Origin of the sequence: Arthrobacter sp. 147(2020) (assembly GCF_013116715.1) — a bacterium.
Taxonomy (GTDB): domain Bacteria; phylum Actinomycetota; class Actinomycetes; order Actinomycetales; family Micrococcaceae; genus Arthrobacter_D.
In genome coordinates this window covers 1-20,952 of sequence record NZ_JABFOM010000010.1, presented here as the reverse complement: position 1 = coordinate 20,952, position 20,952 = coordinate 1, and the positions used below count along the sequence as shown (strand labels likewise).

Annotated in this window: 21 protein-coding genes and 4 tRNA genes; 6 read left to right on the top strand and 19 right to left on the bottom strand. The window is 66.4% G+C overall.

The genetic code is table 11. The annotated features are described in order from the left end of the window. The first annotated feature begins 108 nt into the window (after positions 1 to 108). A complete protein-coding gene (locus HMI58_RS09030) occupies positions 109 to 1,281 on the top strand; it encodes a PrsW family intramembrane metalloprotease (protein WP_171619163.1) in 1,173 nt (390 codons plus the stop codon). A gap of 55 nt (positions 1,282 to 1,336) precedes the next feature. Here HMI58_RS09030 and HMI58_RS09025 read toward each other — a convergent pair whose 3' ends face one another. From HMI58_RS09025 to HMI58_RS08960, 14 genes are all read right to left on the bottom strand, one after another. Continuing rightward, positions 1,337 to 1,699 (bottom strand): nuclear transport factor 2 family protein, encoded by a 363-nt coding sequence (locus tag HMI58_RS09025; RefSeq protein WP_171619161.1) that lies wholly within the window; start codon positions 1,697 to 1,699, stop codon positions 1,337 to 1,339. A 114-nt stretch (positions 1,700 to 1,813) separates the two neighbouring features. Next, positions 1,814 to 2,224 carry a transcription antitermination factor NusB gene (gene nusB, locus HMI58_RS09020; RefSeq protein ID WP_171587123.1) on the bottom strand — a complete coding sequence of 137 codons (411 nt, stop codon included), beginning with the start codon at positions 2,222 to 2,224 and terminating at the stop codon, positions 1,814 to 1,816. Beyond that, the gene (efp, locus tag HMI58_RS09015; RefSeq protein ID WP_019482818.1) at positions 2,221 to 2,784 is read right to left on the bottom strand and encodes an elongation factor P; all 564 of its coding nucleotides are present in this window, start codon (positions 2,782 to 2,784) and stop codon (positions 2,221 to 2,223) included. The genes nusB and efp overlap by 4 nt, the downstream gene beginning before the upstream one ends. 135 nt (positions 2,785 to 2,919) lie before the next feature. Next, a complete protein-coding gene (aroB, locus tag HMI58_RS09010; protein WP_171587122.1) occupies positions 2,920 to 4,011 on the bottom strand; it encodes a 3-dehydroquinate synthase in 1,092 nt (363 codons plus the stop codon). Further along, positions 4,001 to 4,609, bottom strand: coding sequence for a shikimate kinase (locus HMI58_RS09005; RefSeq protein ID WP_171619159.1), 609 nt, complete (start codon positions 4,607 to 4,609; stop codon positions 4,001 to 4,003). The genes aroB and HMI58_RS09005 overlap by 11 nt, the downstream gene beginning before the upstream one ends. After that, complete coding sequence (gene aroC / locus HMI58_RS09000) at positions 4,609 to 5,808, bottom strand: chorismate synthase (RefSeq protein WP_171619157.1); 1,200 nt, start codon at positions 5,806 to 5,808, stop codon at positions 4,609 to 4,611. Before aroC ends, HMI58_RS09005 begins: the two co-directional genes overlap by 1 nt. 32 nt (positions 5,809 to 5,840) lie before the next feature. Next, the gene (locus HMI58_RS08995; protein ID WP_171619155.1) at positions 5,841 to 6,755 is read right to left on the bottom strand and encodes a shikimate dehydrogenase; all 915 of its coding nucleotides are present in this window, start codon (positions 6,753 to 6,755) and stop codon (positions 5,841 to 5,843) included. Beyond that, entirely contained in the window at positions 6,756 to 7,988 is a 1,233-nt protein-coding gene (gene mltG, locus HMI58_RS08990; RefSeq protein ID WP_171619153.1) for an endolytic transglycosylase MltG, read from the bottom strand. Then, a complete protein-coding gene (ruvX, locus tag HMI58_RS08985; protein ID WP_171619151.1) occupies positions 7,985 to 8,575 on the bottom strand; it encodes a Holliday junction resolvase RuvX in 591 nt (196 codons plus the stop codon). Before ruvX ends, mltG begins: the two co-directional genes overlap by 4 nt. A 33-nt stretch (positions 8,576 to 8,608) precedes the next feature. Further along, complete coding sequence (gene alaS, locus HMI58_RS08980; RefSeq protein ID WP_171619149.1) at positions 8,609 to 11,287, bottom strand: alanine--tRNA ligase; 2,679 nt, start codon at positions 11,285 to 11,287, stop codon at positions 8,609 to 8,611. A 165-nt stretch (positions 11,288 to 11,452) separates the two neighbouring features. Next, positions 11,453 to 11,698, bottom strand: a complete 246-nt coding sequence (locus tag HMI58_RS08975) for a DUF6167 family protein (RefSeq protein WP_171587115.1) — start codon at positions 11,696 to 11,698, stop codon at positions 11,453 to 11,455. A gap of 19 nt (positions 11,699 to 11,717) precedes the next feature. Beyond that, a complete protein-coding gene (locus tag HMI58_RS08970; protein WP_171587114.1) occupies positions 11,718 to 12,092 on the bottom strand; it encodes a DUF948 domain-containing protein in 375 nt (124 codons plus the stop codon). Positions 12,093 to 12,239: 147 nt separating this feature from the next. Beyond that, positions 12,240 to 12,866: a 30S ribosomal protein S4 gene (gene rpsD / locus HMI58_RS08965; RefSeq protein ID WP_019482828.1), complete on the bottom strand. Its 627-nt coding sequence runs from the start codon at positions 12,864 to 12,866 to the stop codon at positions 12,240 to 12,242. 297 nt (positions 12,867 to 13,163) lie between these two features. Further along, on the bottom strand, positions 13,164 to 14,561 hold the full coding sequence (locus HMI58_RS08960) for a replication-associated recombination protein A (RefSeq protein WP_171619147.1): 1,398 nt from the start codon (positions 14,559 to 14,561) through the stop codon (positions 13,164 to 13,166). 109 nt (positions 14,562 to 14,670) lie between these two features. Between HMI58_RS08960 and HMI58_RS08955 the strand changes: the two genes are divergently transcribed. After that, positions 14,671 to 15,339, top strand: a complete 669-nt coding sequence (locus HMI58_RS08955; RefSeq protein WP_171619145.1) for an acVLRF1 family peptidyl-tRNA hydrolase — start codon at positions 14,671 to 14,673, stop codon at positions 15,337 to 15,339. A gap of 42 nt (positions 15,340 to 15,381) precedes the next feature. Here the strand turns inward: HMI58_RS08955 and rpe are convergent, their stop codons facing one another. The 5 genes from rpe to HMI58_RS08930 all read right to left on the bottom strand — a co-directional run bounded on the left by rpe (position 15,382) and on the right by HMI58_RS08930 (position 20,218). Then, entirely contained in the window at positions 15,382 to 16,053 is a 672-nt protein-coding gene (rpe, locus tag HMI58_RS08950) for a ribulose-phosphate 3-epimerase (RefSeq protein ID WP_171619143.1), read from the bottom strand. A 69-nt stretch (positions 16,054 to 16,122) separates the two neighbouring features. After that, the gene (locus tag HMI58_RS08945; RefSeq protein WP_171619141.1) at positions 16,123 to 17,694 is read right to left on the bottom strand and encodes a transcription antitermination factor NusB; all 1,572 of its coding nucleotides are present in this window, start codon (positions 17,692 to 17,694) and stop codon (positions 16,123 to 16,125) included. Between the two features lie 13 nt (positions 17,695 to 17,707). Next, positions 17,708 to 18,652, bottom strand: coding sequence for a methionyl-tRNA formyltransferase (fmt, locus tag HMI58_RS08940; protein ID WP_171619139.1), 945 nt, complete (start codon positions 18,650 to 18,652; stop codon positions 17,708 to 17,710). Next, the gene (def, locus tag HMI58_RS08935) at positions 18,649 to 19,254 is read right to left on the bottom strand and encodes a peptide deformylase (RefSeq protein ID WP_216607627.1); all 606 of its coding nucleotides are present in this window, start codon (positions 19,252 to 19,254) and stop codon (positions 18,649 to 18,651) included. Before def ends, fmt begins: the two co-directional genes overlap by 4 nt. An 85-nt stretch (positions 19,255 to 19,339) precedes the next feature. After that, entirely contained in the window at positions 19,340 to 20,218 is an 879-nt protein-coding gene (locus tag HMI58_RS08930; RefSeq protein ID WP_171587107.1) for a cytochrome, read from the bottom strand. Between the two features lie 173 nt (positions 20,219 to 20,391). On the opposite strand from HMI58_RS08930, the gene HMI58_RS08925 reads away from it, so the two are divergent. From HMI58_RS08925 to HMI58_RS08910, 4 genes are all read left to right on the top strand, one after another. Continuing rightward, a tRNA-Gly gene (locus tag HMI58_RS08925) sits at positions 20,392 to 20,465 on the top strand. Between the two features lie 56 nt (positions 20,466 to 20,521). Beyond that, positions 20,522 to 20,595, top strand: a tRNA-Cys gene (locus tag HMI58_RS08920). A gap of 25 nt (positions 20,596 to 20,620) precedes the next feature. After that, positions 20,621 to 20,692, top strand: a tRNA-Val gene (locus HMI58_RS08915). A gap of 49 nt (positions 20,693 to 20,741) precedes the next feature. Beyond that, positions 20,742 to 20,818: transfer RNA gene (locus tag HMI58_RS08910), tRNA-Gly, on the top strand. The last annotated feature ends 134 nt before the right edge of the window (positions 20,819 to 20,952 follow it).

Genomic DNA, 20,952 nt, shown 5'->3' with positions numbered 1-20,952 from the left:
ACGGAACTTAAAGGTTGGTTGCGCTGTCAAAACTATCACAGCGGGCGCCGCGCCCTGGGTGCCGATCCTTTCTGTGACGCCCCTGCCACGACGATCTATTGTTTGAGGATGAACATCGCCGCCCCGCCACCCTGGGAATCCTCGCAGCCCCTCCACCCGGTCTGGGAACAGGGGGTGCGTCGGGGGCCCGGCGTCGTCAATGTCCTCCTCGTAGCGGTAGCCGCGTTGGTCCTGGTGGTGCTCGCCTGGTTCCTGAGCACCACCCTCGGCGGCGTCGCCCTGATCTTGTGCGGGATTCTTGCGCTGATCCCGCTGTCCATCTGCGTGGCGGGGCTGATGTGGATCGACCGGTGGGACCCCGAACCGCGGGGCGCGCTCTGGTTCGCGTTCCTGTGGGGGGCCGGAATCTCGGTGGTGGCTGCCCTCGTGTTGGGCACCTATGTGACTGAACTGCTGTCCCTGGCGCTGGCGTCCACCCCGTCGGACGTGATTGGTCCGGTGCTGCAGGCACCCCTCGTGGAAGAGATTGCCAAGGGCCTGGGCGTGCTGATTCTGGTGTTCTCCCGGCGCAGCCACTTCGACGGGCCGGTCGACGGGATTGTGTACGCCGGGATGGTGGGAGCGGGCTTTGCCTTCAGCGAGAACATTCTGTACTTCGGCGCAGCCGCGCTGGATGGCGGCGGGCTGGGCGGCCTCGTGTCAGTGTTCGTGATCCGGGGACTGTTCTCCCCGTTCGCCCACGTGATGTTCACCGCTGCCCTCGGGGCCGTAATCGGCTTGGCGGTGGCCCGTAGCGGCAGACGCTACATTTTCCCAGCGTTCCTCCTAGGTCTGGTTCCCGCGATCGCCGGGCACATGCTGTGGAACGGTGGCCTGCTGGTGCTGTTCACCGATTTCTTCGAGTTCTATTTCCTGATCCAGCTGCCCCTGTTCCTCGCTGCCCTCGCCAGCATCATGGCACTCCGGCGTGCCGAACGGCGACTGACCGAGAAACGGCTGGGCGGTTACGCTGCGGCCGGGTGGTTCACCGGCCAGGAGGTGCAGATGCTGGCTACCCCCGGCGGGCGCTCACAGGCGCTCGGCTGGGCGCGGCGCTTTGGCCGTCAGCAGACCATGAAGGCGTTCATCCGCTCGGCCACCCGGCTGGCGTTCACCCGCCAGCGCATTGTCGCTGGCCACGACCGGCAACTGAACCTCTCCCGCGAACAACTGCTGTTGGCCGACGTCACCCGGCTACGGAACGAACTGTTCACCGCGGCCCGCCGTCACACCAACGCCTGAGAGGATCGGTGGGCGCGCAGCCCGGGCCTGAGGGGGCAACCGCCGGAAAGCCTCCTCAGCTGCCCCAGGCGGTGACTGCCAGCTGGCGGACAATCTTGCCCCGGTCGTCAAGCTCGGCGGTGGCAATCGACAAAACCTCGGTGCCGTCGTCGTAGCGGCAGGCCTCAGTGAAGGTCAACCGGTTCCCGCTCACCATCGGATTTTCTAGCCGGTGGGTCATCTCGCGGGAGCACACGTCGCGGAGGTGCTCCGCAATCTGCTCCCCGCCGATGAAGGTGCGGGGCCGCGCCGGCGGATGGTCGTTGTCCACTTCGGTGACCTCGGCGTTCTCCGCGTAGAGCGACGCCAGCAGGGTCGCATCACGTCCTTCGACACCCTGGCGAAGGGTGTCCATCCCGAATCCACTTCTCGTCTTCATCACATAACTCCCTGCCAGTGATTCCGATAATAATAACTAATGTTATTACTCATTGCCGGGCAGGGCCATGCCGAAACCCGCCTGGCAGGGAGCGGAAAACAGGCAGGGACGCGTCTAGGCGAGGAGCGTTGGCTTCAGTTGCTGAAGGCGACCGAGGAGGCCATTGATGAAGGCCGGCGACTCGTCGGTGGAGAGCATTTTCGCCAGTTCCACAGCCTCGCTGACCGCGACGCCGTCGGGCACGTCAGAGTTGTAGAGCAGTTCCCAGGCACCGATACGGAGGATCATCCGATCCACTGCCGGCATCCGGTCAAGAGTCCAGCCCTGCGAGTAGGTACCGAGAAACTCATCGATCTGCTCGCCCTGGGTCATGACTCCCTCGATGATATCCACCGAGTAGGGGGCCACGATCGTGTCGGTCTTTTCCCGTCGGGCCTTCAAGGCTTCGAGGGGTGAAACGGCACGCTGTTCAGCTTCGAAAAGGATATCGAGTGCCCTGCGGCGGGCTTTACTGCGGGCACTCACTCGTTGACGCGTCCCAGGTAGTCTCCGGTGCGGGTGTCGACCTTGACCTTGGTGCCGGTCTCCAGGAACAGGGGAACCTGGATGTCGTAGCCGGTTTCGACTGTGGCTGGCTTGGTGCCACCGGTGGAGCGGTCGCCCTGCAGGCCCGGCTCCGTGTAGGTGACCTCAAGGACCACCGACGGCGGCAGTTCGACGTAAAGGGCTGATCCCTCATGCATGGCGATGGTGACCATGAGGCTCTCGAGCATGAAGTTTTCGGCCTGGCCGACGGTCTTTCCGGGCACGGTGAGCTGGTCGTAGTCCGACGTGTCCATGAACACGAAGTCCTCGCCGTCCTTGTACAGGTACTGGTAGTCGCGGCGGTCCACTGTGGCGGTCTCGATCTTCAGGCCGGCGTTGAAGGTCTTGTCGACCACCTTGCCCGAGAGGATGTTGCGCAGCTTGGTGCGGACGAAGGCGCCGCCCTTGCCGGGCTTGACGTGCTGGAACTCGAGAACGTTCCACAGGTTGCCTTCAAGCTTCAGCACCGTGCCGTTTTTGATGTCGTTTGTGGTAGCCACAGGGTCTCTTTCGTTCGAACACATCGTTCCCCGGGCAGTAAGGATCCGGGGCCACATGCAGTGGGGTGGGAAAAGTCCAGAGCTCATTCTACCTTGTGGGACAGCCCGCGGCTGCGGCGGTGCCGCGACGGCTGGTTAGGAAGCAATCTCCTGGTAGGCCGCGAACAGGAGCGACGTGTCCGGCACCTCCAGCATGCTGGGCCGCGCGACGTCGTCGAGCACGACGAACCGCAGGAGGTCCCCGCGCGACTTCTTGTCCCGGCGCATACCGTCGAGCAGGGCAGCCCAGCGGTCCTTGCGGTAGGTGACCGGAAGCTCCAAAGACTCCAGGACGCTGCGGTGACGGTCAGCTGCCTCGTCGCCGAGCCGGCCGACCATACGGGAGAGCTCAGCGGCGAACACCAGACCCACCGAGACGGCGGCGCCGTGCCGCCAGGAGTACCGTTCGGCCAGTTCGATTGAATGCCCGAGGGTGTGCCCGTAGTTGAGGTACTCGCGTCGGCCGTGGTCTTTCAGGTCCCCGGAGACGAAGTCGGCCTTCACCGCGACCGACCGTTCGATCAGCTCGCGGACCGTTGCGGATCCGCCGTCGGACACCGCTGCCGGGTCGGCTTCGATCAGGTCGAGAATCTTCGGGTCGGCGATGAAACCGCACTTCACCACCTCGGCCATGCCGGTGAGAAGTTCGTTGCGCGGCAGGGTCTGCAGCGTGTCGAGGTCCGCTAGGACGGCGGCGGGCGGGTGGAACGCCCCCACCAGGTTCTTGCCCTCGGCAGTGTTGATCCCGGTTTTCCCGCCCACGGCGGCGTCGACCATGCCGAGGAGGCTGGTCGGCAGGTGGACCACCTTGACGCCGCGCAACCAGGTTGCGGCGACAAAACCGGCGAGGTCAGTAACCGCGCCGCCACCGACTGCCACTACCGCGTCGGAGCGGGTGAAGTCGTTCTGGCCGAGTACCTGCCAGCAGAAGGCAGCCACCTGAATGTGCTTGCCTTCTTCGGCGTCGGGGATCTCGGCGGTCACTGCGGTGAACCCGGCATCGGCAAGTTCGGCCCTGACGGTGTCGCCGGTGCTGCGCAGCGCCCTGGGGTGGATCACCAGGACCCGGCGAACCCGTTCACCCAGCACTGCTGGAAGCCGCTCCAGCAGTCCGTGTCCAATGACGACGTCGTAGTTCTCGGCGGTGGTGGTCCCGGTGACCTTGATGACGGTCGGCTCATTCGCCATGACTGTCCCCCTCATTGTTGTAAAGCTCGCTGTTGTGAAGCTTGCGGTTGTGAAGCTTGCGGTTGTGAAGCTTGTCGTGTGGATTCTGAAGTTGTGTGCTGAGCTCGGTGACGAGCTGGTCGATGCTGTGGCCGCGGGTGTCCAGGACGATGTCGGCCAGGCGTTCGTACACCGGTCGACGCTCACGGTCCATCCGGGTCCACGCCTCGACCGGGTCGCCGGCAAGGAGGGGCCGGCTCCTGTCCCGGGTGATCCGGCGACGGACGGTGGCCAGGTCCGCGTCGAGGAAAACCACCCGTGCGCCAGCGAGCAGCGCCTGGGTGCCTTCGTCCAGGACCGCGCCACCGCCGAGGGAGACCACCGTTTCAGCGGAGGCCTCCGCGAGTACCTCGGCGACCACCCTGGCCTCGAGCCGCCGGAACGCCTGCTCACCCTGCTGGCTGAAGATCCTGCTGATCCGTCCGTGACGGGCGACGATCAACTGGTCAGTGTCGATGAACGACCAGCCCAGGCGGGACGCCAGCTGGGCACCCACCACTGACTTGCCGGTCGCCATCAGCCCGATGAAGGCCACCGGCCCCCGGACTGGTGGCTCCATTAGTTCCCGGCCGAGTTCAGTGCGGTGGGAATGGCCGCCAGGTACGACTGGAGGTTACGGGCGGTCTCCTCGACCGAGTCCCCACCAAATTTTTCGGTGACTGCTTCGGCGATCACCAGGGCCACCATGGCTTCGGCGACGACGCCGGCGGCGGGCACGGCGCAGACGTCTGACCGCTGGTGGTGCGCGCGGGCGGCGTCGCCGGTGCTGACGTCGATGGTGCGCAGGGCGCGCGGCACGGTGGCGATCGGTTTCATGGCCGCCCTGACCCGCAGGGTGTCACCGATGCTCATGCCGCCCTCGATTCCGCCCGCACGGTTGCTGGCGCGTTCGATCATGCCGGAGTCACCGCGGACGATCTCGTCGTGGGCACGTGACCCGCGCCGGGACGCGGTGAGGAACCCGTCGCCGACCTCGACACCCTTGATCGCCTGGATGCCCATCAGCGCCGCCGCCAGCCGGGAGTCGAGCCGCCGGTCCCAGTGCACGTAGCTGCCAAGTCCCGGAGGCAGCCCGTAGACAACCACCTCGACAACGCCACCCAGGGTTTCGCCTTCCTTATGGGCGGCGTCGACCTCGGACACCATGGCCAGGGAGGTCTCATGATCGAAGCACCGCAGCGGATCCAGGTCCAGGGCGATCACGTCGGAGGGGATGGGCAGAGGCGAGCCTTCGGGAACGGCCACCGAGGCGATCGCCACCGTGTGGCTGACCAGGCTGATTCCGAGCGCGGACAGGAAGCGCGAGGCCACCTCGCCGAGCGCGACCCTGGCTGCTGTCTCCCGGGCGCTGGCCCGTTCGAGCACGGGCCGCGCCTCGTCGAACCCGTACTTCTGCATTCCGGTGAAGTCGGCGTGGCCGGGGCGGGGGCGGGTGAGCGGCGCGTTCCGGGCCAGCTCCGCGAGTTCGCCTGCGTCCACCGGATCGGCGGACATGATCTGGTCCCACTTGGGCCACTCTGTGTTCCCCACCTGGATGGCCACTGGCCCACCCTGGGTGAGCCCATGGCGCACGCCGCCGATGATGCTCACCTGGTCCTGTTCAAACTTCATCCTGGCGCCGCGGCCGTAGCCAAGCCGCCTGCGCGCCAGCGCAGCTTGAATGTCACTGCTCGTGATCTCCACGCCTGCAGGCATTCCTTCAATAATTCCCACCAGTGCCGGTCCGTGGGATTCTCCGGCAGTTAACCAACGCAACATGCTTCCAATCCTGCCACGGTGACGTGGCTGTTTCAGCGAGCGGGGGCTCCGACTGCGTCACACATGACTTTTAACACCAGCGCTGGATCGCGAAAGTCGGATCCCGTGAACAGTCTGACCTGCTCCACCGCCTGGTAGATCAGCATCTCCAGTCCGGGCACGATCGCACCATCACGAGCCTCCCAGGCCGCAGCAAGGGGGCTCGGCCAGGGGTCGTAGGCGACGTCCAGGAGGACCGGCTGGGGGTGGTGCTCCCGGGGGACGGGCAGGTTGACCAGACTGCCAGCCAGCGCGTCGGCGCCACCCGGGGGCAGGGTGGAGATGACGACGTCGGCGGCCAGGAGTCCTGCGGCAGCCCCGTCCCATTCGCGCAGCTGCACCTGAAGACCCAGGGTTTCGCCGAGGACGCTCAGCGGAGCAGCCCGCCCGAGCGACCTGACGAACACTGTGACCCCGGTGGCGCCGAGCAACTGCAGGGCCGCCAGCGACGCCGCAGCGGTGCCGCCGCCACCGAGGATCACCGCTGACCGGGGTGCTTCGAGCACCCCACCGTGCCGGAGGGCGCCAACAATCCCCGCGACGTCAGTGTTATGCCCGGTCAGGACCGCCTCCGGTCCCGAAGCGTCAACTGTCACCGTGTTCAGCACTCCCAACACGCCCGCCAGGGAAGTCACTGAATCCACCAGATCCACCATCGCGGTCTTGTGGGGCATGGTGACCGACAGTCCCCGCCAGTTTCCGGAACTGCGGACACCGGCGACAAATGCCGGGAGATCCTCCGGCGTCACGTCGACCGCCTCATAGCTGCAGTCGAAGCCCAACAGGTCATAGGCGGCCCGGTGCAGGGCTGGTGACCTGGAGTGCCCAATCGGTGATCCGATCACTGCGGCCCGCAGACTGTGCGGGCGGGCGGCTGGTCCGGCGGCGGAGTGCGCCGTCGGGGTCACCTAGCTGCACCTGCCAGGGTTGTCGGCACACCAGGCCTGGTACTCGGCAACGTAGACGGCGTGTTCGGCGAGGGTCTCGGAGAACTTGGTCTCGCCGGTGTCCAGGTCGACGGTCACCCAGTAGTAGAACGGGACGTCGGCGGGGTTGACTGCCGCATCAATGGCTTCCGCACCGGGCGATCCGATGGGTCCGATGGGTAGTCCCGGGTTGGCGAACGTGTTGTAGGGGTTGGAATCGTCCTGGCGTTCCTCTTCGGTGAAGTCGAAGCTCCGCCGGTCCAGCCCGTAGGTGACAGTCGCATCGGACTGGATCAGCCCGTTGGTTTCCGTGTTGTCTTCCCGGAGGCGGTTTTCGATCGATCCGGACACTGCTGCGTAGTCGGCTTCCCCGGCTTCGGCTTCGATAATGCTGGCGATGGTGAGGATCCGGAACTGCTCGGCCGGGTCAGTGACGCCCGCTTCCTCGAGCAAGGCAAAGCTGTTATCGACCATGATCTGGATCATTTCCGCCGCAGTGGTGCCGATGTCGAACCGGTATTCTCCCGGCGCCAGGTACCCTTCCAGGCTCGGAGCAACCTCGGGGATACCAAACTGCGTGGGGTCTGCTGCCAGCTCCTCGAAGGCCTCCCGCGGGACACCTGTCGATTCGGCGAGGATGTCGAGAGTCTCACCCTGTCGGAGACCCTGCGCGACGGCCGCGTAGAGCACCTGGTTCGCTTCGACGTCGAGCAGGGCCAGCGCGGCGCCCTCGGAGGACATCTGGTAGCTCAACTCGTATTCGCCGGGCTGGACCTCGCGCCCGTCCGCCACCTGCTGGAGGGCGGCAACGAACTCGGACCCGTCCGCGACGATGTCCTGGGCCTCAAGGCCCGTGCCGATGGCGAGGGGGCCAGCGCCGTCGGGGACCGTGAAGACAACGCTGCCTTCACCGGGTCCGGCATAGTCGGTGATGTCGTCTAGCCCCAGGAGGTCGCGCAGCATCAGGGAGACCGCGACGACCACGCCGATGAAGCCGAGGACGACCACCAGCATGACCACCGTGCGGCGGCGACGTCGGCGCTGCTTGGCTTTGGCAGCCCGGTGGCGATGGTGGCCCGTGGGGGCTTCGAAGAACTGGTCCACCTGTTCGACGGGCTCGTCGTGGTGGTCGTATGCGTCGTCATGCCCGCCGTCGTTGGCGTGGCGCTCGGGCTCGCTGTCGGCGGCCGGGAACTGGGGGTGGTGGTGGCTCACAGTTCCGGGTTCCTTTCGCGGGTGTTCTCCGTAATGACTGGCTCCTTGGTAGGGGTCAGCGGATCCCCTTGTGGATGGTTTCGCCGACGTGCGTCGACCAGATCCCCCACATCCCGCATTTGTGACCTTTGCATATCCATGGCGTGCTGGAGAATTTCCACAGCCGCCACCTGATCTACCACCTTACGGTGGTTGCGGGTATTCAAGCCAGCTTGCCGGAGCGACCGGTGCGCCGAAACGGTGCTCAACCGTTCATCGATCAGCCGGACACTGGCTGTCAGGCCGGCCCGGCCGATGGCGTTGGCCAGCTCCTGGGCGTACCCGCGCGCCATCTCGGCCGACGCCGACTCGGTACCACTGAGGTTTCGCGGCAGCCCGACAAACACCTGGACGGCATCCCGCTCGATGATCTCCCGGATCAGTATGAACAGGTCCGACTTCTTCTTCAGATCCCGTTTCAGGGTCCTCACCGGCGTGGCGAGCAGCGAATCGCTGTCGCTGCTCGCCACCCCCACCCGCACCATCCCGACGTCAACACCGATCTTGACGCCCCGCGGATAGTCGCCGCCGGTGCCGTGCCCACTCATCGTCGGTGCCCGCTCATCGCTTTGGCTGCTGGCTCAGCGGGCCGCGACGGCTTCACGGATCGCGGTCAGGGCTGATGCCACCTTGGCGGGATCGGACCCGCCGCCCTGCGCGACGTCGTCCTTGCCGCCGCCTCCGCCACCGAGAATCCCGGCGGCGACGCGGACCAGTGCTCCGGCCTTCACGCCAGCGGCGCGTGCCTCCTCGTTGGTGGCGACCAGGACCAGCGGACGGTCGTTGCTCACCCCTGCGGTCGCGACGACTGCTGCACCGGACCCGAGCCGGTTCCGGAGATCGAGCGCGAGGGTCCGCAGGTCATCGGCTCCTCCGATGGTTCCGGCGTCGTGCGCGAGGAGACGGACGCCGTCGACGTCGACAGCGCTGCCGACGAGGGCAGCCGCTGAGGCGCTGAGGGCCTCCTTGCGCAGCCGTTCGAGTTCCTTCTCGGCCGTCTTGAGCTTCGCGAGGGTGGCGGAGAGCCGTTCGGGCAGCTGGACCGACGGCACCTTGAGCATCTCGGAGAGCTCGGTGACCAGGGCGCGCTCGGCAGCCAAATGGCGGAAAGCATCCATACCGACCAGAGCCTCGACCCGGCGGTTGCCTGATCCGACCGACTGTTCGCCGAGCAGCGTGAGCGACCCGATCAGCGAGGTGGACCCGACGTGGGTGCCACCACAAAGTTCCCGTGACCAGTCCCCGTCGATCTCGACCACCCGGACGGTGTCGCCATAGGCTTCACCGAACAGTGCGGTCGCGCCGAGAGCTTTGGCCTCATCAAGCTTCATCAGCTTGGTCTCGACGGTGTGGTTGTTGCGGATCGCGATGTTGGAAACCTCTTCGATCTCCGACTTGGCGGCGGCGCTGATGCCCTCGCCCCAGGAGAAGTCGAACCGCAGATAGCCTGCCTTGTTGAAGGAGCCGCGCTGCAGGGCTTCTGGGCCGAGGATCTGGTGCAGTGCTGCATGCACAATGTGGGTGCCCGAGTGGGCCTGCTCCCCCGCGTGCCGGCGCTGCCGGTCGACTGCCGCCACCACGGGGGCGCCGACCGAGACTTCGCCCTCCCGGACGACCGCACGGTGGACGCTCAGGCCCTTGACCGGGCGCTGGACGTCGAGGACCTCGACCACGAAACCGTTGCCGGTGATGAGTCCGACGTCGGCGGCCTGGCCACCGGCCTCCGCATAGAACGGCGTCTGGTCCAGGATCAGGTCGATCTCGGCTCCCTGGCTGGCGGCGGGCACGGCAACCCCGTCACTGACGATGCCCGTGATCAGCGATTCGGTGGTGAGCTCGTCATACCCGGTGAACACTGTCTGGCCGGCTGCCAGCAGTTCGGTGAAGACCGACAGGTCGGCCTGGCCGGCTTTCTTCCCGCGGGCGTCCGCCTGGGCGCGCTGCCGCTGCTCGAGCATCAGCGCACGGAATCCGTCGGCGTCGACTGCGAGTCCTGCCTCTGCTGCCATTTCGAGGGTCAGATCGATGGGGAAACCGAAGGTGTCGTGCAGGGCGAACGCGTCCTCACCGGAGAGCGGCCGGCCTGCAGCCTTGGACTCCTCGACTGCGCCTTCGAGCCGGGCGGTTCCGGAGGCGATGGTGCGTAGGAAAGCGCGTTCTTCGGCGTAGGCGATCCGGCTGATCCGCTCGAAGTCGTTCTCGACCTCCGGGTAGGTGCCCTTCATGGCGTCGCGGGAGGCGGGGAGGAGTTCGGGCAGGCAGGCACGTTCGACGCCGAGCAGCCGCATGGCACGGACGGCGCGGCGGATCAGCCGGCGGAGCACGTAGCCGCGGCCCTCGTTGGAGGGGGTGACGCCGTCGGAGATGAGCATCAGGGCGGAGCGGATGTGGTCGGCGACAACCCGCATCCGGACGTCGTCGGTGTGGTGCGGATCGGTGTCGGACTCGGCGCTGGTGTAGGTTTTGCCGGAGAGTTCAGCCGCCCGGTCCAGGACGGGACGGACCTGGTCGGTCTCGTACATGTTCTCGACACCCTGCAGGACCAGCGCGAGGCGCTCCAGTCCCAGACCGGTGTCGATGTTCTTTGCGGGCAATTCGCCGGCGATGTCGAAGTCCTCTTTGCTGCGCACGGCGAAGAGCTGGTACTGCATGAACACGAGGTTCCAGATTTCGATGTACCGCGGTGAGTCAGTTGCCGGGCCGCCGGCGATGCCGTACTCGGGCCCCCGGTCGTAAAAGATTTCCGAGCAGGGACCGCCGGGTCCGGGCTGGCCGGTGCTCCAGTAGTTCTCTGCCTCGCCGAGCTTCTGGATCCGTTCTGCAGGGACGCCAACCTGGTCCCGCCAGATGGCCAGAGCTTCGTCGTCGTCCTTGTACACGGTGACCCAGAGGCGGTCGGGGTCAAGACCATAGCCGCCATCGTCGAGCGGGGAGGTCAACAGTTCCCACGCCATCGTGATGGCGCCTTCCTTGAAATAGTCGCCGAAGGAGAAGTTGCCGCACATCTGGAAGAACGTCCCGTGGCGGGCGGTCTTGCCCACCTCCTCGATGTCGCCGGTCCTGATGCACTTCTGGATGCTGGTGGCACGGTCGAAGGGCGCCTTTTCACGCGCCGTCAGGTAGGGGATGAAGGGGACCATTCCCGCAATGTTGAACAGCAGGGACGGGTCGGTCGACACCAGCGACGCCGACGGCACCACCGTGTGTCCCTTGCCTTCGAAGTACGCGAGCCAGCGGCGGGCAATCTCATGGGATTTCATGGAAAGTATCAGTCCTTTTGGTCTTTTCTGGGGCGCGGGATCCAGGGAGCCTTGTTCCCGGGATGCCGGTTCCTCGGGGTGCCTCGTCGGGTGGCACGACGGACCGGTCAGTGACCTGGGTCGGCGGCCTTCTCCGGGGGTGCCCTGTGGCGGGCGCGGCCGAACTTACTGGCCGGGACGTTCCGGGGCGACGTCGGCGGGGTTGATGCCGAGGGCGGCACGGAGGTCCGACTCACGCTCCTGCATCCCCGACCGCAGGGCATCAGCAAAGCTGGCGACGCTGTCGGAGACCTCGCCCATGGCCCGGTTCAGGCCAGCTGGCCCGTAGCTGTCGGCGACAGAGGACAGCTTACGGACGGCGATGACGCCGATCGCGACGCCGGCACCCATCCAGATGACTCGCATGATCATTGACTTCCTCATCGTTTTCTCAGCGGCTTCGGCGGCGGGGCGCGGGCTTGCCGCGTGATGCCAGGGCAGAACGGACACCATAGGAGAAGGCGGCGACCTTGATCAGCGGGGCGCCGACCGTTGCCGCAACCAGTGACGACAGGGCGGAGAGATTCGCTGTCGCGTCGGAGACGTTGGATGTGATTCCGTCGACGTTCTTCAGCTGCTGATGGGTGGTGGTGACCGTGCTGGTCACTTCTTCGATCAGGGGCGTGGTTTCGTTGCTCACACTCCGGATCGTGGTCCGAAGCTCATCGAACACTTTCCCGAGCTTCCACACCGGCACAGCCAGCAATGCCACCAGCACGGCGAATACTCCAGCCGCGATGAGACCGGCGATATCTCCACCAGACATGGATCGTGTCTCCTTTAGAATCAGGTAGGCCGCCTGGGCTTCGACAGCCCGGCGGCAATAACTTACCTATGTACCTTACCTACTCAAAGGCCCGCGGCGTGTGCCGCGGGCCTTTGAGCTCAGGTCCTTGCTGGAATAGCTAAGGAACTAGCGTGCGTAGTATTCCACCACGAGCTGCTCTTCACAGGTCACGGGGACCTCTGAGCGCTTGGGGCGGCGAACCAGGCGAGCCTGGAGCTTGTCCAGCTGGACCTCCAGGTAGCCGGGAACTGCGGGCAGCACATCGCGGTGCGCGCCTGCGGCGGCAACCTGCAGCGGGTCGAGGACCTCGCTGCGTGGGTGTACGTGAATGAGCTGTCCTTCGGCGACGCGGTAGGACGGGCGGTCAACGCGTGAACCGTCGACCATGATGTGACGGTGAACAACCAGTTGACGGGCCTGCGCGCTGGTGCGGGCGAAGCCGGCGCGGAGCACCAGGGCATCGAGACGCATTTCGAGCAGTTCGATCAGGTTCTCACCGGTCAGCCCCTTGGTGCGGCGGGCTTCTTCGAAGACCCGGGTCATCTGGGCTTCGCGGATGCCGTACTGGGCGCGCAGACGCTGCTTTTCGCGCAACCGTACAGCGTAGTCGCTGTCCTGCTTGCGACGGGCGCGTCCATGCTGGCCGGGCGCGTACGGCCGGCGTTCCAGATACTTTTCAGCCTTGGGGGTCAGAGCAATGCCGAGGGCACGCGAAATGCGAACCTTACGGCGGGCACGTGTGTTGTTAGCCACGAATACCTTCCATTATTTTTGCGGCAAAGCAGCTCAGCCGTCGTTCAGTCGGTCTCACCCGACTGGACGGCTGGCACTTTCAGTGTCGCTGGCCTCCACTTGCGGAGAGCCGGGAGTGGCCGCTTCCCGGTACTACAGTTCGCAGTTTGCGTAACCTGCACGGAAGGGATCCGCCGAAACGGATCACGCTTGATTGAATCAAACCTTCAATGGTGGGTTGCGCAGAACGCGACTTGCCAGTCAACCGTCAATCCTAGCAGTGCGCCGGGCCGGCCGCTGAATCGCCACGGCTGCCCGTCACTTGCCGCGGATGATGCGGCGAAGCCTTGCCAGCCGGGAACCGATATCCCGCTCCGCGCCGCGGTCGGTGGGATGGTAGTAGTCGTGGCCCGCCAGGTCATCGGGAGCATACTGCTGGGCGGCGATGCCATGAGGCTCGTCGTGGGAGTAGACGTAGCCGCTGCCATGCCCCAGCTGTTTGGCGCCAGGATAGTGGGCGTCCCTCAGGTGCGAGGGGATTCCCTGCCCGCGCCCGGCCCTGACATCTGCCACTGCTGCGTTGATCCCGTTGTAGGACGCATTGGATTTCGGCGCGGTCGCGATGTGCACCACCGCTTCGGCGAGGATGATCCTGCCCTCGGGCATCCCGATCAGCGCCACCGCTTGGGCTGCCGCCACCGCGGTTTGCAGGGCCGTAGGGTCCGCCATGCCGACGTCCTCGGCCGCGGAGATCATCAGCCGCCGGGCGACGAAGCGGGGGTCCTCCCCCGCCTCCAGCATCTTGGCCAGGTAGTGGAGGGCAGCGTCGACGTCGGAGCCCCTGAGTGATTTGATGAACGCGCTGGCCACATCGTAGTGCTGGTCCCCGGCGCGGTCGTAGCGCAGGGCTGCCACATCGACTGCCTTTTCCGCATGCTCCAGCTCCACGATGACTGGTTCCGCCGGATCCTCCGACGCCGAATGCGCGACCCCTGCCGCGGCTTCCAGAGCGGTCAGCCCCCGGCGGGCATCGCCAGCGGCCAGTCGGACCAAATGCTCCATCGCTCCGTCGCTGACCCTGACCGAACCGTCGAGTCCTCGGGGGTCCTCAACGGCGCGGCCCAGGAGGTCGGCGATGTCGGCCTCGGTTAGGGGCTTGAGCGTCTGGAGCAGGGACCGGGACAGCAGCGGGGAAACCACCGAGAAGGAGGGGTTCTCGGTGGTGGCCGCAATCAGGACCACCCAGCGGTTCTCGACGCCAGGAAGCAACGCGTCCTGCTGCGCCTTGTTGAACCGGTGGATCTCATCCAGGAACAGGACGGTGGTGGTGCGGTGCAGGTCGCGGGCGGTGAGCGCCTCATCCATCACCCGGCGCACATCCTTCACCCCGGCGGTGATGGCCGACAGCTCGACGAATGACCTGCCGCGGCCGCGCGCGATCACGTGGGCGAGGGTGGTTTTGCCGGTGCCCGGCGGGCCCCACAGGATGACTGAGGACGGGCCGACCGGTCCCGTGCGGTCGGCGTCGCCGGCAAGGGTCCGCAACGGGGATCCGGGACCGAGCAGGTGTTGCTGGCCCACTACCTCATCGATGGAGCGTGGGCGCATCCTCACGGCGAGGGGGCTGCGGTGACGTTCGGCGCTGGTCGCGCTCCTGACGGGTGCGTCGTCATCGTCGTCGTCAGACCCGTAGGCGGCACTGAATAGATCATTCACACTGCCAAGGCTACTGTGAAGCACTGACGCCGGGGATACCGGCCGTCAGCCAACCGCTGGCCACAGCCAGCCAGCTGAAGAACGGCGTCACGCCGGATCGGAGTCAGACGTGGGATCACCCCGTACGGTGCTGGTGTCTCCGGAGCGGCTGCCCGGCTGGGTGGACCGGTTCGCGGCGGGCAACGGCGGGTTGGTGTCCACGTCCGGGCATGACGCCGAGACCCTGTCTCGTGGGGGTATGGTGCTGCGTGGGGCGAACGGCTGCGTGGCCGAACTGTACCCGCCCCGGGAGGCCCCCGCCCCCGGGTCCGGCGTCAATCTGTCGGTAGCGGGGCTGATTGCCTCCGCGACCAGTGAAGACCCCATCGGCCTGCTCCTGGTCCGGCGGGGTGGTTACGCGGCCGGTGTTGCCGAAGCGGGGAAGCTGATCGTCTCGAAGACCGGTACCAAGTACGTCCAGTCACGGACCGCTGCCGGCGGTTGGTCGCAACAGCGGTTCGCGCGGCGGCGGGCCAATCAGGCGTCGGGGCTTGCCGACGCTGCAGCAACCCACGCCGCACGGCTGTTTGGTGAGCACCCGCCCGGAAGCCTGCAGCTCGGCGGCGACCGCACGCTCGCGGCTGAAACGTTGGCCAACCCCGTGTTGCGCCGGTTCCAGTCCCTGCCGCAGTTGAGGTTCCTGGTGGTCCCCGATCCACGCCTGGACATCCTCCAGCAGGCGGCGGTGGACGCCCGCTCCATCAGGATCACGATCAGCGACCCCGAGGCTTCCGCCTGAGGCAGCCCCCTCAACGAGGGGGGCTGCCGGAGCGGCCGGGAACTACCGCGCGTCGGAGGCGCGTTGCGCCGCTTCGCGGAGCCGCGAGACGGCCTCGTCCGGGTTGTCCGCCCCGTAGATCGCTGACCCTGCGACGAATACTGTTGCACCGGCCTCGGCCGCGCGAAGAATGGTGTCCTCGGTGATACCCCCATCCACCTGGATGGCGACCGGAAGGTTGGCCCCTCGGACCGCCTCGGCTGCCCGGCGGATCTTGGGAAGCATGACATCCAGGAAGGACTGTCCACCAAAGCCCGGTTCGACAGTCATGATCAGCAGCATGTCCACCTCGCCCAGCAGGTCCAGGTACGGCTCCACGGGCGTCGCTGGGCGCAGCGCCAGCCCGGCCTTCGAGCCGATGCTGCGCAACTCGCGGGCGAGCCGGATTGGGGCGGCTGCAGCCTCGGCGTGGAAGGTCACCGAAGCGGCACCCAGTTCGGCGTAACCGGGAGCCCAGCGGTCGGCGTCGTCAATCATCAGGTGCACGTCGAGCGGGAGAGTGCTGACCTCCTGGATCCGTGTGACCACCGGCAGGCCCAGCGTCAGGTTGGGGACAAAGCTGTTGTCCATCACGTCCACATGCACGGCGTCCGCTGAGGCGATGCGCCCCAACTCACTCTGCAGGTTGGCGAAGTCGGCGGACAGGATGCTCGGGTTGATGCAGCAGGCGGTCATGGAACTCCTTGAAGCGGATGTGTCGGTGGTCTTCCCACAACCTACCCCGATCGGCAGGGGCACTCGGTTCTAGGCGGTACGGCGGATCAGCGCGAGGAACATCGCGTCGGTGCCGTGGACGTGGGGCCACAGCTGGGCGGTCTTCTCGTGACCGGCAGACAGCGAGCCGGTCAGGCTGACCCCGTCGAGTGCCTCCCCCGCGTCGATCAATTCGACGTCGTCGCGCCGCCGAAGGCAATCCTGGACCACTGCCGAGGTCTCGGCGGGGTGCGGTGAGCAGGTCACGTAGGCCACCACGCCGCCGGGCCGGACTGCGGTGAGGGCCGCCGCGAGCAGATCACGCTGCAATGCCCCCAGTCCGCCGATATCGGACGGCTTCCGCCGCCAGCGGGCTTCCGGCCGCCGGCGGAGGGCCCCCAGTCCGGTGCAGGGTGCGTCGACGAGGATCCGGTCAAAGGTGTCCGGGAAGTCATCGGCGACTGTCCGTCCGTCCCCCACCCGCACGGTCCAGGTGGATGGATCGAGCGGCCGCAGGGCCTGGCGGACCAGCTGGGCGCGGTGCTCGGCTGGTTCGTTCGCCACGAGGGTGTGACCGCCCTGTTGCGCGAGGGCGCCGAGCAGGGCTGCCTTTCCACCGGGCCCGGCGCAGAGGTCGAGCCACTGTTCGTGGCGCTGCCCGCCGACGGGGGCGCTGGCGTCGAGGGCCACGGCAGCCAGTGCCCGGGCGACCAGCTGGGAGCCGGCGTCCTGTACCCGGGTGGTGCCGACCCTGATGCTTTCAAGCCGGCCCACATCGCCTGCCGAGAAGAGCGCTGAGTCTTCGGCGAGCTCGCCCGGTATGGCTCCGGCGTCAAACGCTTCGTCAAGGCTTCCCAGTCCGGGGAGAGCGAGCAGGTTGACCACCGGCGCAGCGTTGTTGGCGGCGAGGAGCGTCTCGATTTCAGAAACGTCCCTGCCATGGTCGACGAGGGCACCGCGGAGCGCGCGGACAATCCATTCGGGGTGGCTGTGGGTGAGGGAGCTGATCTTCGTGGCGTCCGTCAGCCCGGCGGTCAGTTCAGCGACCCATTCCTCGAGGGACTTGGCCGATACCCGTCGCAGGACCGCATTGATGAGTGCGGAGGGGCCAGCGCCGATCACGGCCCTGGCCAGACCGACTGTCTGATCCAGGGCTGCGTGGGCGGGTACTCGCATGGCGAGGAGCTGGTGGGTGCCGATCCGCAGGGCGTCGAGAATGGCTGGATCAAGCTTGTCCAGCGGCCGGTCGACGCACTTCGCCAGGATGGCGTCGTAGGTTCCCTGGCCACGGAGCGCCCCATAGGCCAGTTCGGTGGCGAAACCCGCATCGCGCTTGTCGAGGCGGTGCTTGCGGATGCTGACGGGAAGCACAAGGTTGGCGTAGGCGTCGTCGGCCTCGACGGCGCGCAGTACCTCGAAAGCGACCAGCCGCGCCGGGTCAGCGCGTCGTGTCCGTTCCGAGGGCGCAGCGCTCGAGAATCCGCGCGGTTCGGGACGGTTGCGTTCCCGTCCGGCCGCATTCCGGCGCCGCTCGGGCCCGCCGGCTTTGCCGTGCCCGGAATTCTTGCCTTGTCCTGAATTCTTGCCTTGTCCTGCAGGGTTGCCTTGGCCGGGATTGCTCACGGGATGTGCCTCGTCACGAAAAAACCAGCTCTCCTTGTTGTAGGGCGCCGCGCGCCCAGTCCTGTGCTCGCATCATTTTCTTGCCCGCCGGCTGGACCTCGCCCAGGACTACCGCCGAGGATCCGGTTCCCACCAGGACCGAGGTCCCGTCCATCGCCACTTCACCGGGTGCGAGGTCAACCACCGCCGCAGGGGGCAGCTCCGGATCGGGGGTCCACGGCGACACCGGGCCGATCTTGACCCGCTGGTCGCCGAACTGGGTCCAGGCCCCCGGTTCTGGGGTGACCCCGTTGATACGGCGCCGCACCGCCAGTGCTGGCTGGGTCCAATCCACCCGGGCGTCATCAATGGTGAGTTTGGGCGCCAGGCTCACCTCTCCCTGCTGCGGGACTGCGTCGGCCCGACCGGTCGCCACAGCTGAAAGGGTCTGCACCAGCAGCACTGCGCCGCTGTGGGCGAGCCGCTCCAGGAGTTCACCACTGGTATCGCTGGGGCGGACCGCCTCGGTCATCGTTCCGAAGACGGGGCCCGTGTCGAGGCCCGCCTCAAGGCGGAAGGTGGAGGCTCCGGTGATTTCGTCACCGGCCATGACCGCGTGCTGGACGGGGGCCGCTCCGCGCCAGGCGGGCAGCAGTGAGAAATGCAGGTTGATCCAGCCGTGGACCGGGACGTCCAGCGCCGGCTGCGGGACCAGTCCGCCGTACGCGACGATTGCCGCCACGTCGGTATCCAGGGCGGAGATCTGCTCGGTCACTGCGTCGTCGATCCGGTTGGCGCGGATGACGGGTAACCCCAGGTCTGCCGCCCGCGCCGCTACGGGGCTGGGCGTCAAGATGCGTTTGCGCCCCAGCGGGGCGTCCTCGCGCGTCAGCACCCCGACGACGTCGAACCCGGCATCGACGAGCGCGTCGAGAGACGGAACCGCGACACCCGGCGTCCCAGCGAAGAGGACCCTCATCGTCTGGATCCGCGGCCGCTGGGCTGGCCGTCCTGCCGGGTTGAGGCAGCGCCGAGCCCGAAACTTGAGCCGATGGTTTCCGCCCGTTCACGGGCGGTCTGGTCCGCCACCGATGAGTAAGTGGAGCTCCGGATCGCGCGCATGGCTGCCTTACGGTGCTCCCCCACCAGGCGGTCAATGTACAGCGAGCCGTTCAGGTGATCGGTCTCGTGCTGGAAGCAGCGGGCGAGCATCCCGGTTCCCTCATACTCGACCGGCTCTCCGTTGAGGTCGACGCCGGTGACCCTGGCCCAACTCACACGTGGCACTGGGTACCCAAGTCCCGGGATGGACAGGCACCCTTCCGGTTCTTCGGGCACAAGTTCGGTGCCCACCTCAAGTACCGGGTTCACGACGTAGCCCGAAGCGTCACCGATCCTGAAGGTGAAGACGCGCAGGCTCACACCCACCTGGGGCGCCGCGAGACCTGCACCATGCACGTCGTCCATGGTCTGAACCATGTCGGCGACCAACCGGGCCAGCTCGGGGCCGAACTGGGTGACCTCGGCAGCTGGGGTTCTCAATACCGGGTCACCGATGATCCGAATGCTCAAGACGGCCATGCTGTGAGTGGTCCTAACGTTGGGGATGGTGTGATGCGATGCAATTCTAGGCGGGAATCCGGCCGCACCCCCAGTCGGGGAGTTCCTAGCGGGCAGATCCGCTGGCGACGGCGCCACCGGCCGTGACGGGTGGTGGACCGATGGGGAGCAGTGCCCGCCCGGCGGCGGCGGCATCCAGGCCGGCCTCCCACGACCGGCGCAACGCGCAGAAGCGGAACCAGTGCTCCTTGAGAACCTCCGGGTTGGCGCGCATGGCGCGCACCTCGGTCTTGCCGATGGCTACGCCCAGCAGGATCAGTTCGTGGTCATACTTCCACGGTTCCCAGGTACCGGCTTCGCCGTCGACCAGTGACTCCTGGGCCTTCATACCGGCGACGAGCTGCATCACCACCTTGTCGTCGAGGGGCTTCACCTGCCCGTCTCGGTCGGTGTTCTTCGTCTTGAAGTCGATCAGGCATAGCCTGCCACCGATCTCGGCGAGCAGATCAAGGGTGCCGGCGTAGCCGACCTCATGGTTCCAGACGGTGAGTTCGGCAGCGATGGGCCGCACCTGGTACAGGGTCCACCATTCATCGAAGCGGGCAGCGAAGGCCTCCTCGCCGTTTTCCGCGAGGGCCGCCCGGGCGCCGTCGACGTCGTGGGGCTTCTCCAGGTCCCGAAGGGCAACCTGTTCGCAGTAGTAGTGCACCCGGGTGCCCCGGTCGGCGGCCTCATCCCGGTAGCGTTCCGCGGCGACGGAGGCGTCCTTGACCACGGTGCGCAGCTGCGAGGGGTTGCCGAGAGCTGCGGGTACCCGCGGGTCGTTCGCGACGGCGTTCGCAGCCATGTAGCCGATCCAGCCGTCGAGAGAGGTGGTGGCCTGCGAGATGACCGTGGTGATCGACGGGACGATCGGACGGTCGGTGGTCGAACGGGAATACATGCGTCCGTGCTCAGTCGAATGAGCCAGCAGCGGTTGAGTCATACATCCAGTCTGACACCGGATACTGACAATCTATATTTGGCCACATTCCGGCGTCGCCGGACCCGGATTGGACGAACCCCATTTCCTCCTATAGAGTTTTTACTCGTTGGAAAACGACGAATAACCCTGTAAATCCACGGATTTTCACGCGGTTGTGAATCAACAATCAACATGCGGACGTAGCTCAGCTGGCTAGAGCACCACCTTGCCAAGGTGGATGTCGCGGGTTCGAATCCCGTCGTCCGCTCGCAAGTCACTGTAACTGTCGGAGCACCTTTCGACGGTCCTGGTTTTACTAGGTACGGTGGGGTGGCCGAGAGGCGAGGCAGCGGCCTGCAAAGCCGTATACGCGGGTTCGAATCCCGTCCCCACCTCCAGTACGGAGCTTGCACCCATTTCGATGGGCGATTGGCGCAGCGGTAGCGCGCTTCCCTGACACGGAAGAGGTCACTGGTTCGATCCCAGTATCGCCCACTCCAAGCGGTTCCCGTGATTCTCCGGAATCACCGGGTACCGCTTTTTCGCGGACGTAGCTCAGCTGGCTAGAGCACCACCTTGCCAAGGTGGATGTCGCGGGTTCGAATCCCGTCGTCCGCTCCACTTCCATCGCAGTTCACACGCCGCCAGCACGCGTGCTGCATCCCACCCAACGCGCCTCGTCAGTGGGACTGTCTAGACGATCGGCGGATTCAAGTGGTCGTTGCAACACCTTGAGGAATCGGGAGTTGCAGTGT

What these genes read in the sequence shown, in the direction of transcription:
- HMI58_RS09030 (WP_171619163.1), top strand. Translation starts at nt 109, where the DNA reads ATGAACATCGCCGCCCCGCCACCCTGGGAATCCTCGCAGCCCCTCCAC.
- HMI58_RS09025 (WP_171619161.1), bottom strand. Translation starts at nt 1,699, where the DNA reads ATGAAGACGAGAAGTGGATTCGGGATGGACACCCTTCGCCAGGGTGTC.
- aroB (WP_171587122.1), bottom strand. Translation starts at nt 4,011, where the DNA reads ATGGCGAATGAGCCGACCGTCATCAAGGTCACCGGGACCACCACCGCC.
- HMI58_RS09005 (WP_171619159.1), bottom strand. Translation starts at nt 4,609, where the DNA reads ATGGAGCCACCAGTCCGGGGGCCGGTGGCCTTCATCGGGCTGATGGCG.
- aroC (WP_171619157.1), bottom strand. Translation starts at nt 5,808, where the DNA reads ATGTTGCGTTGGTTAACTGCCGGAGAATCCCACGGACCGGCACTGGTG.
- ruvX (WP_171619151.1), bottom strand. Translation starts at nt 8,575, where the DNA reads ATGAGTGGGCACGGCACCGGCGGCGACTATCCGCGGGGCGTCAAGATC.
- alaS (WP_171619149.1), bottom strand. Translation starts at nt 11,287, where the DNA reads ATGAAATCCCATGAGATTGCCCGCCGCTGGCTCGCGTACTTCGAAGGC.
- HMI58_RS08975 (WP_171587115.1), bottom strand. Translation starts at nt 11,698, where the DNA reads ATGATCATGCGAGTCATCTGGATGGGTGCCGGCGTCGCGATCGGCGTC.
- HMI58_RS08970 (WP_171587114.1), bottom strand. Translation starts at nt 12,092, where the DNA reads ATGTCTGGTGGAGATATCGCCGGTCTCATCGCGGCTGGAGTATTCGCC.
- rpe (WP_171619143.1), bottom strand. Translation starts at nt 16,053, where the DNA reads ATGACCGCCTGCTGCATCAACCCGAGCATCCTGTCCGCCGACTTCGCC.
- fmt (WP_171619139.1), bottom strand. Translation starts at nt 18,652, where the DNA reads ATGAGGGTCCTCTTCGCTGGGACGCCGGGTGTCGCGGTTCCGTCTCTC.
- def (WP_216607627.1), bottom strand. Translation starts at nt 19,254, where the DNA reads ATGGCCGTCTTGAGCATTCGGATCATCGGTGACCCGGTATTGAGAACC.
- HMI58_RS08930 (WP_171587107.1), bottom strand. Translation starts at nt 20,218, where the DNA reads ATGACTCAACCGCTGCTGGCTCATTCGACTGAGCACGGACGCATGTAT.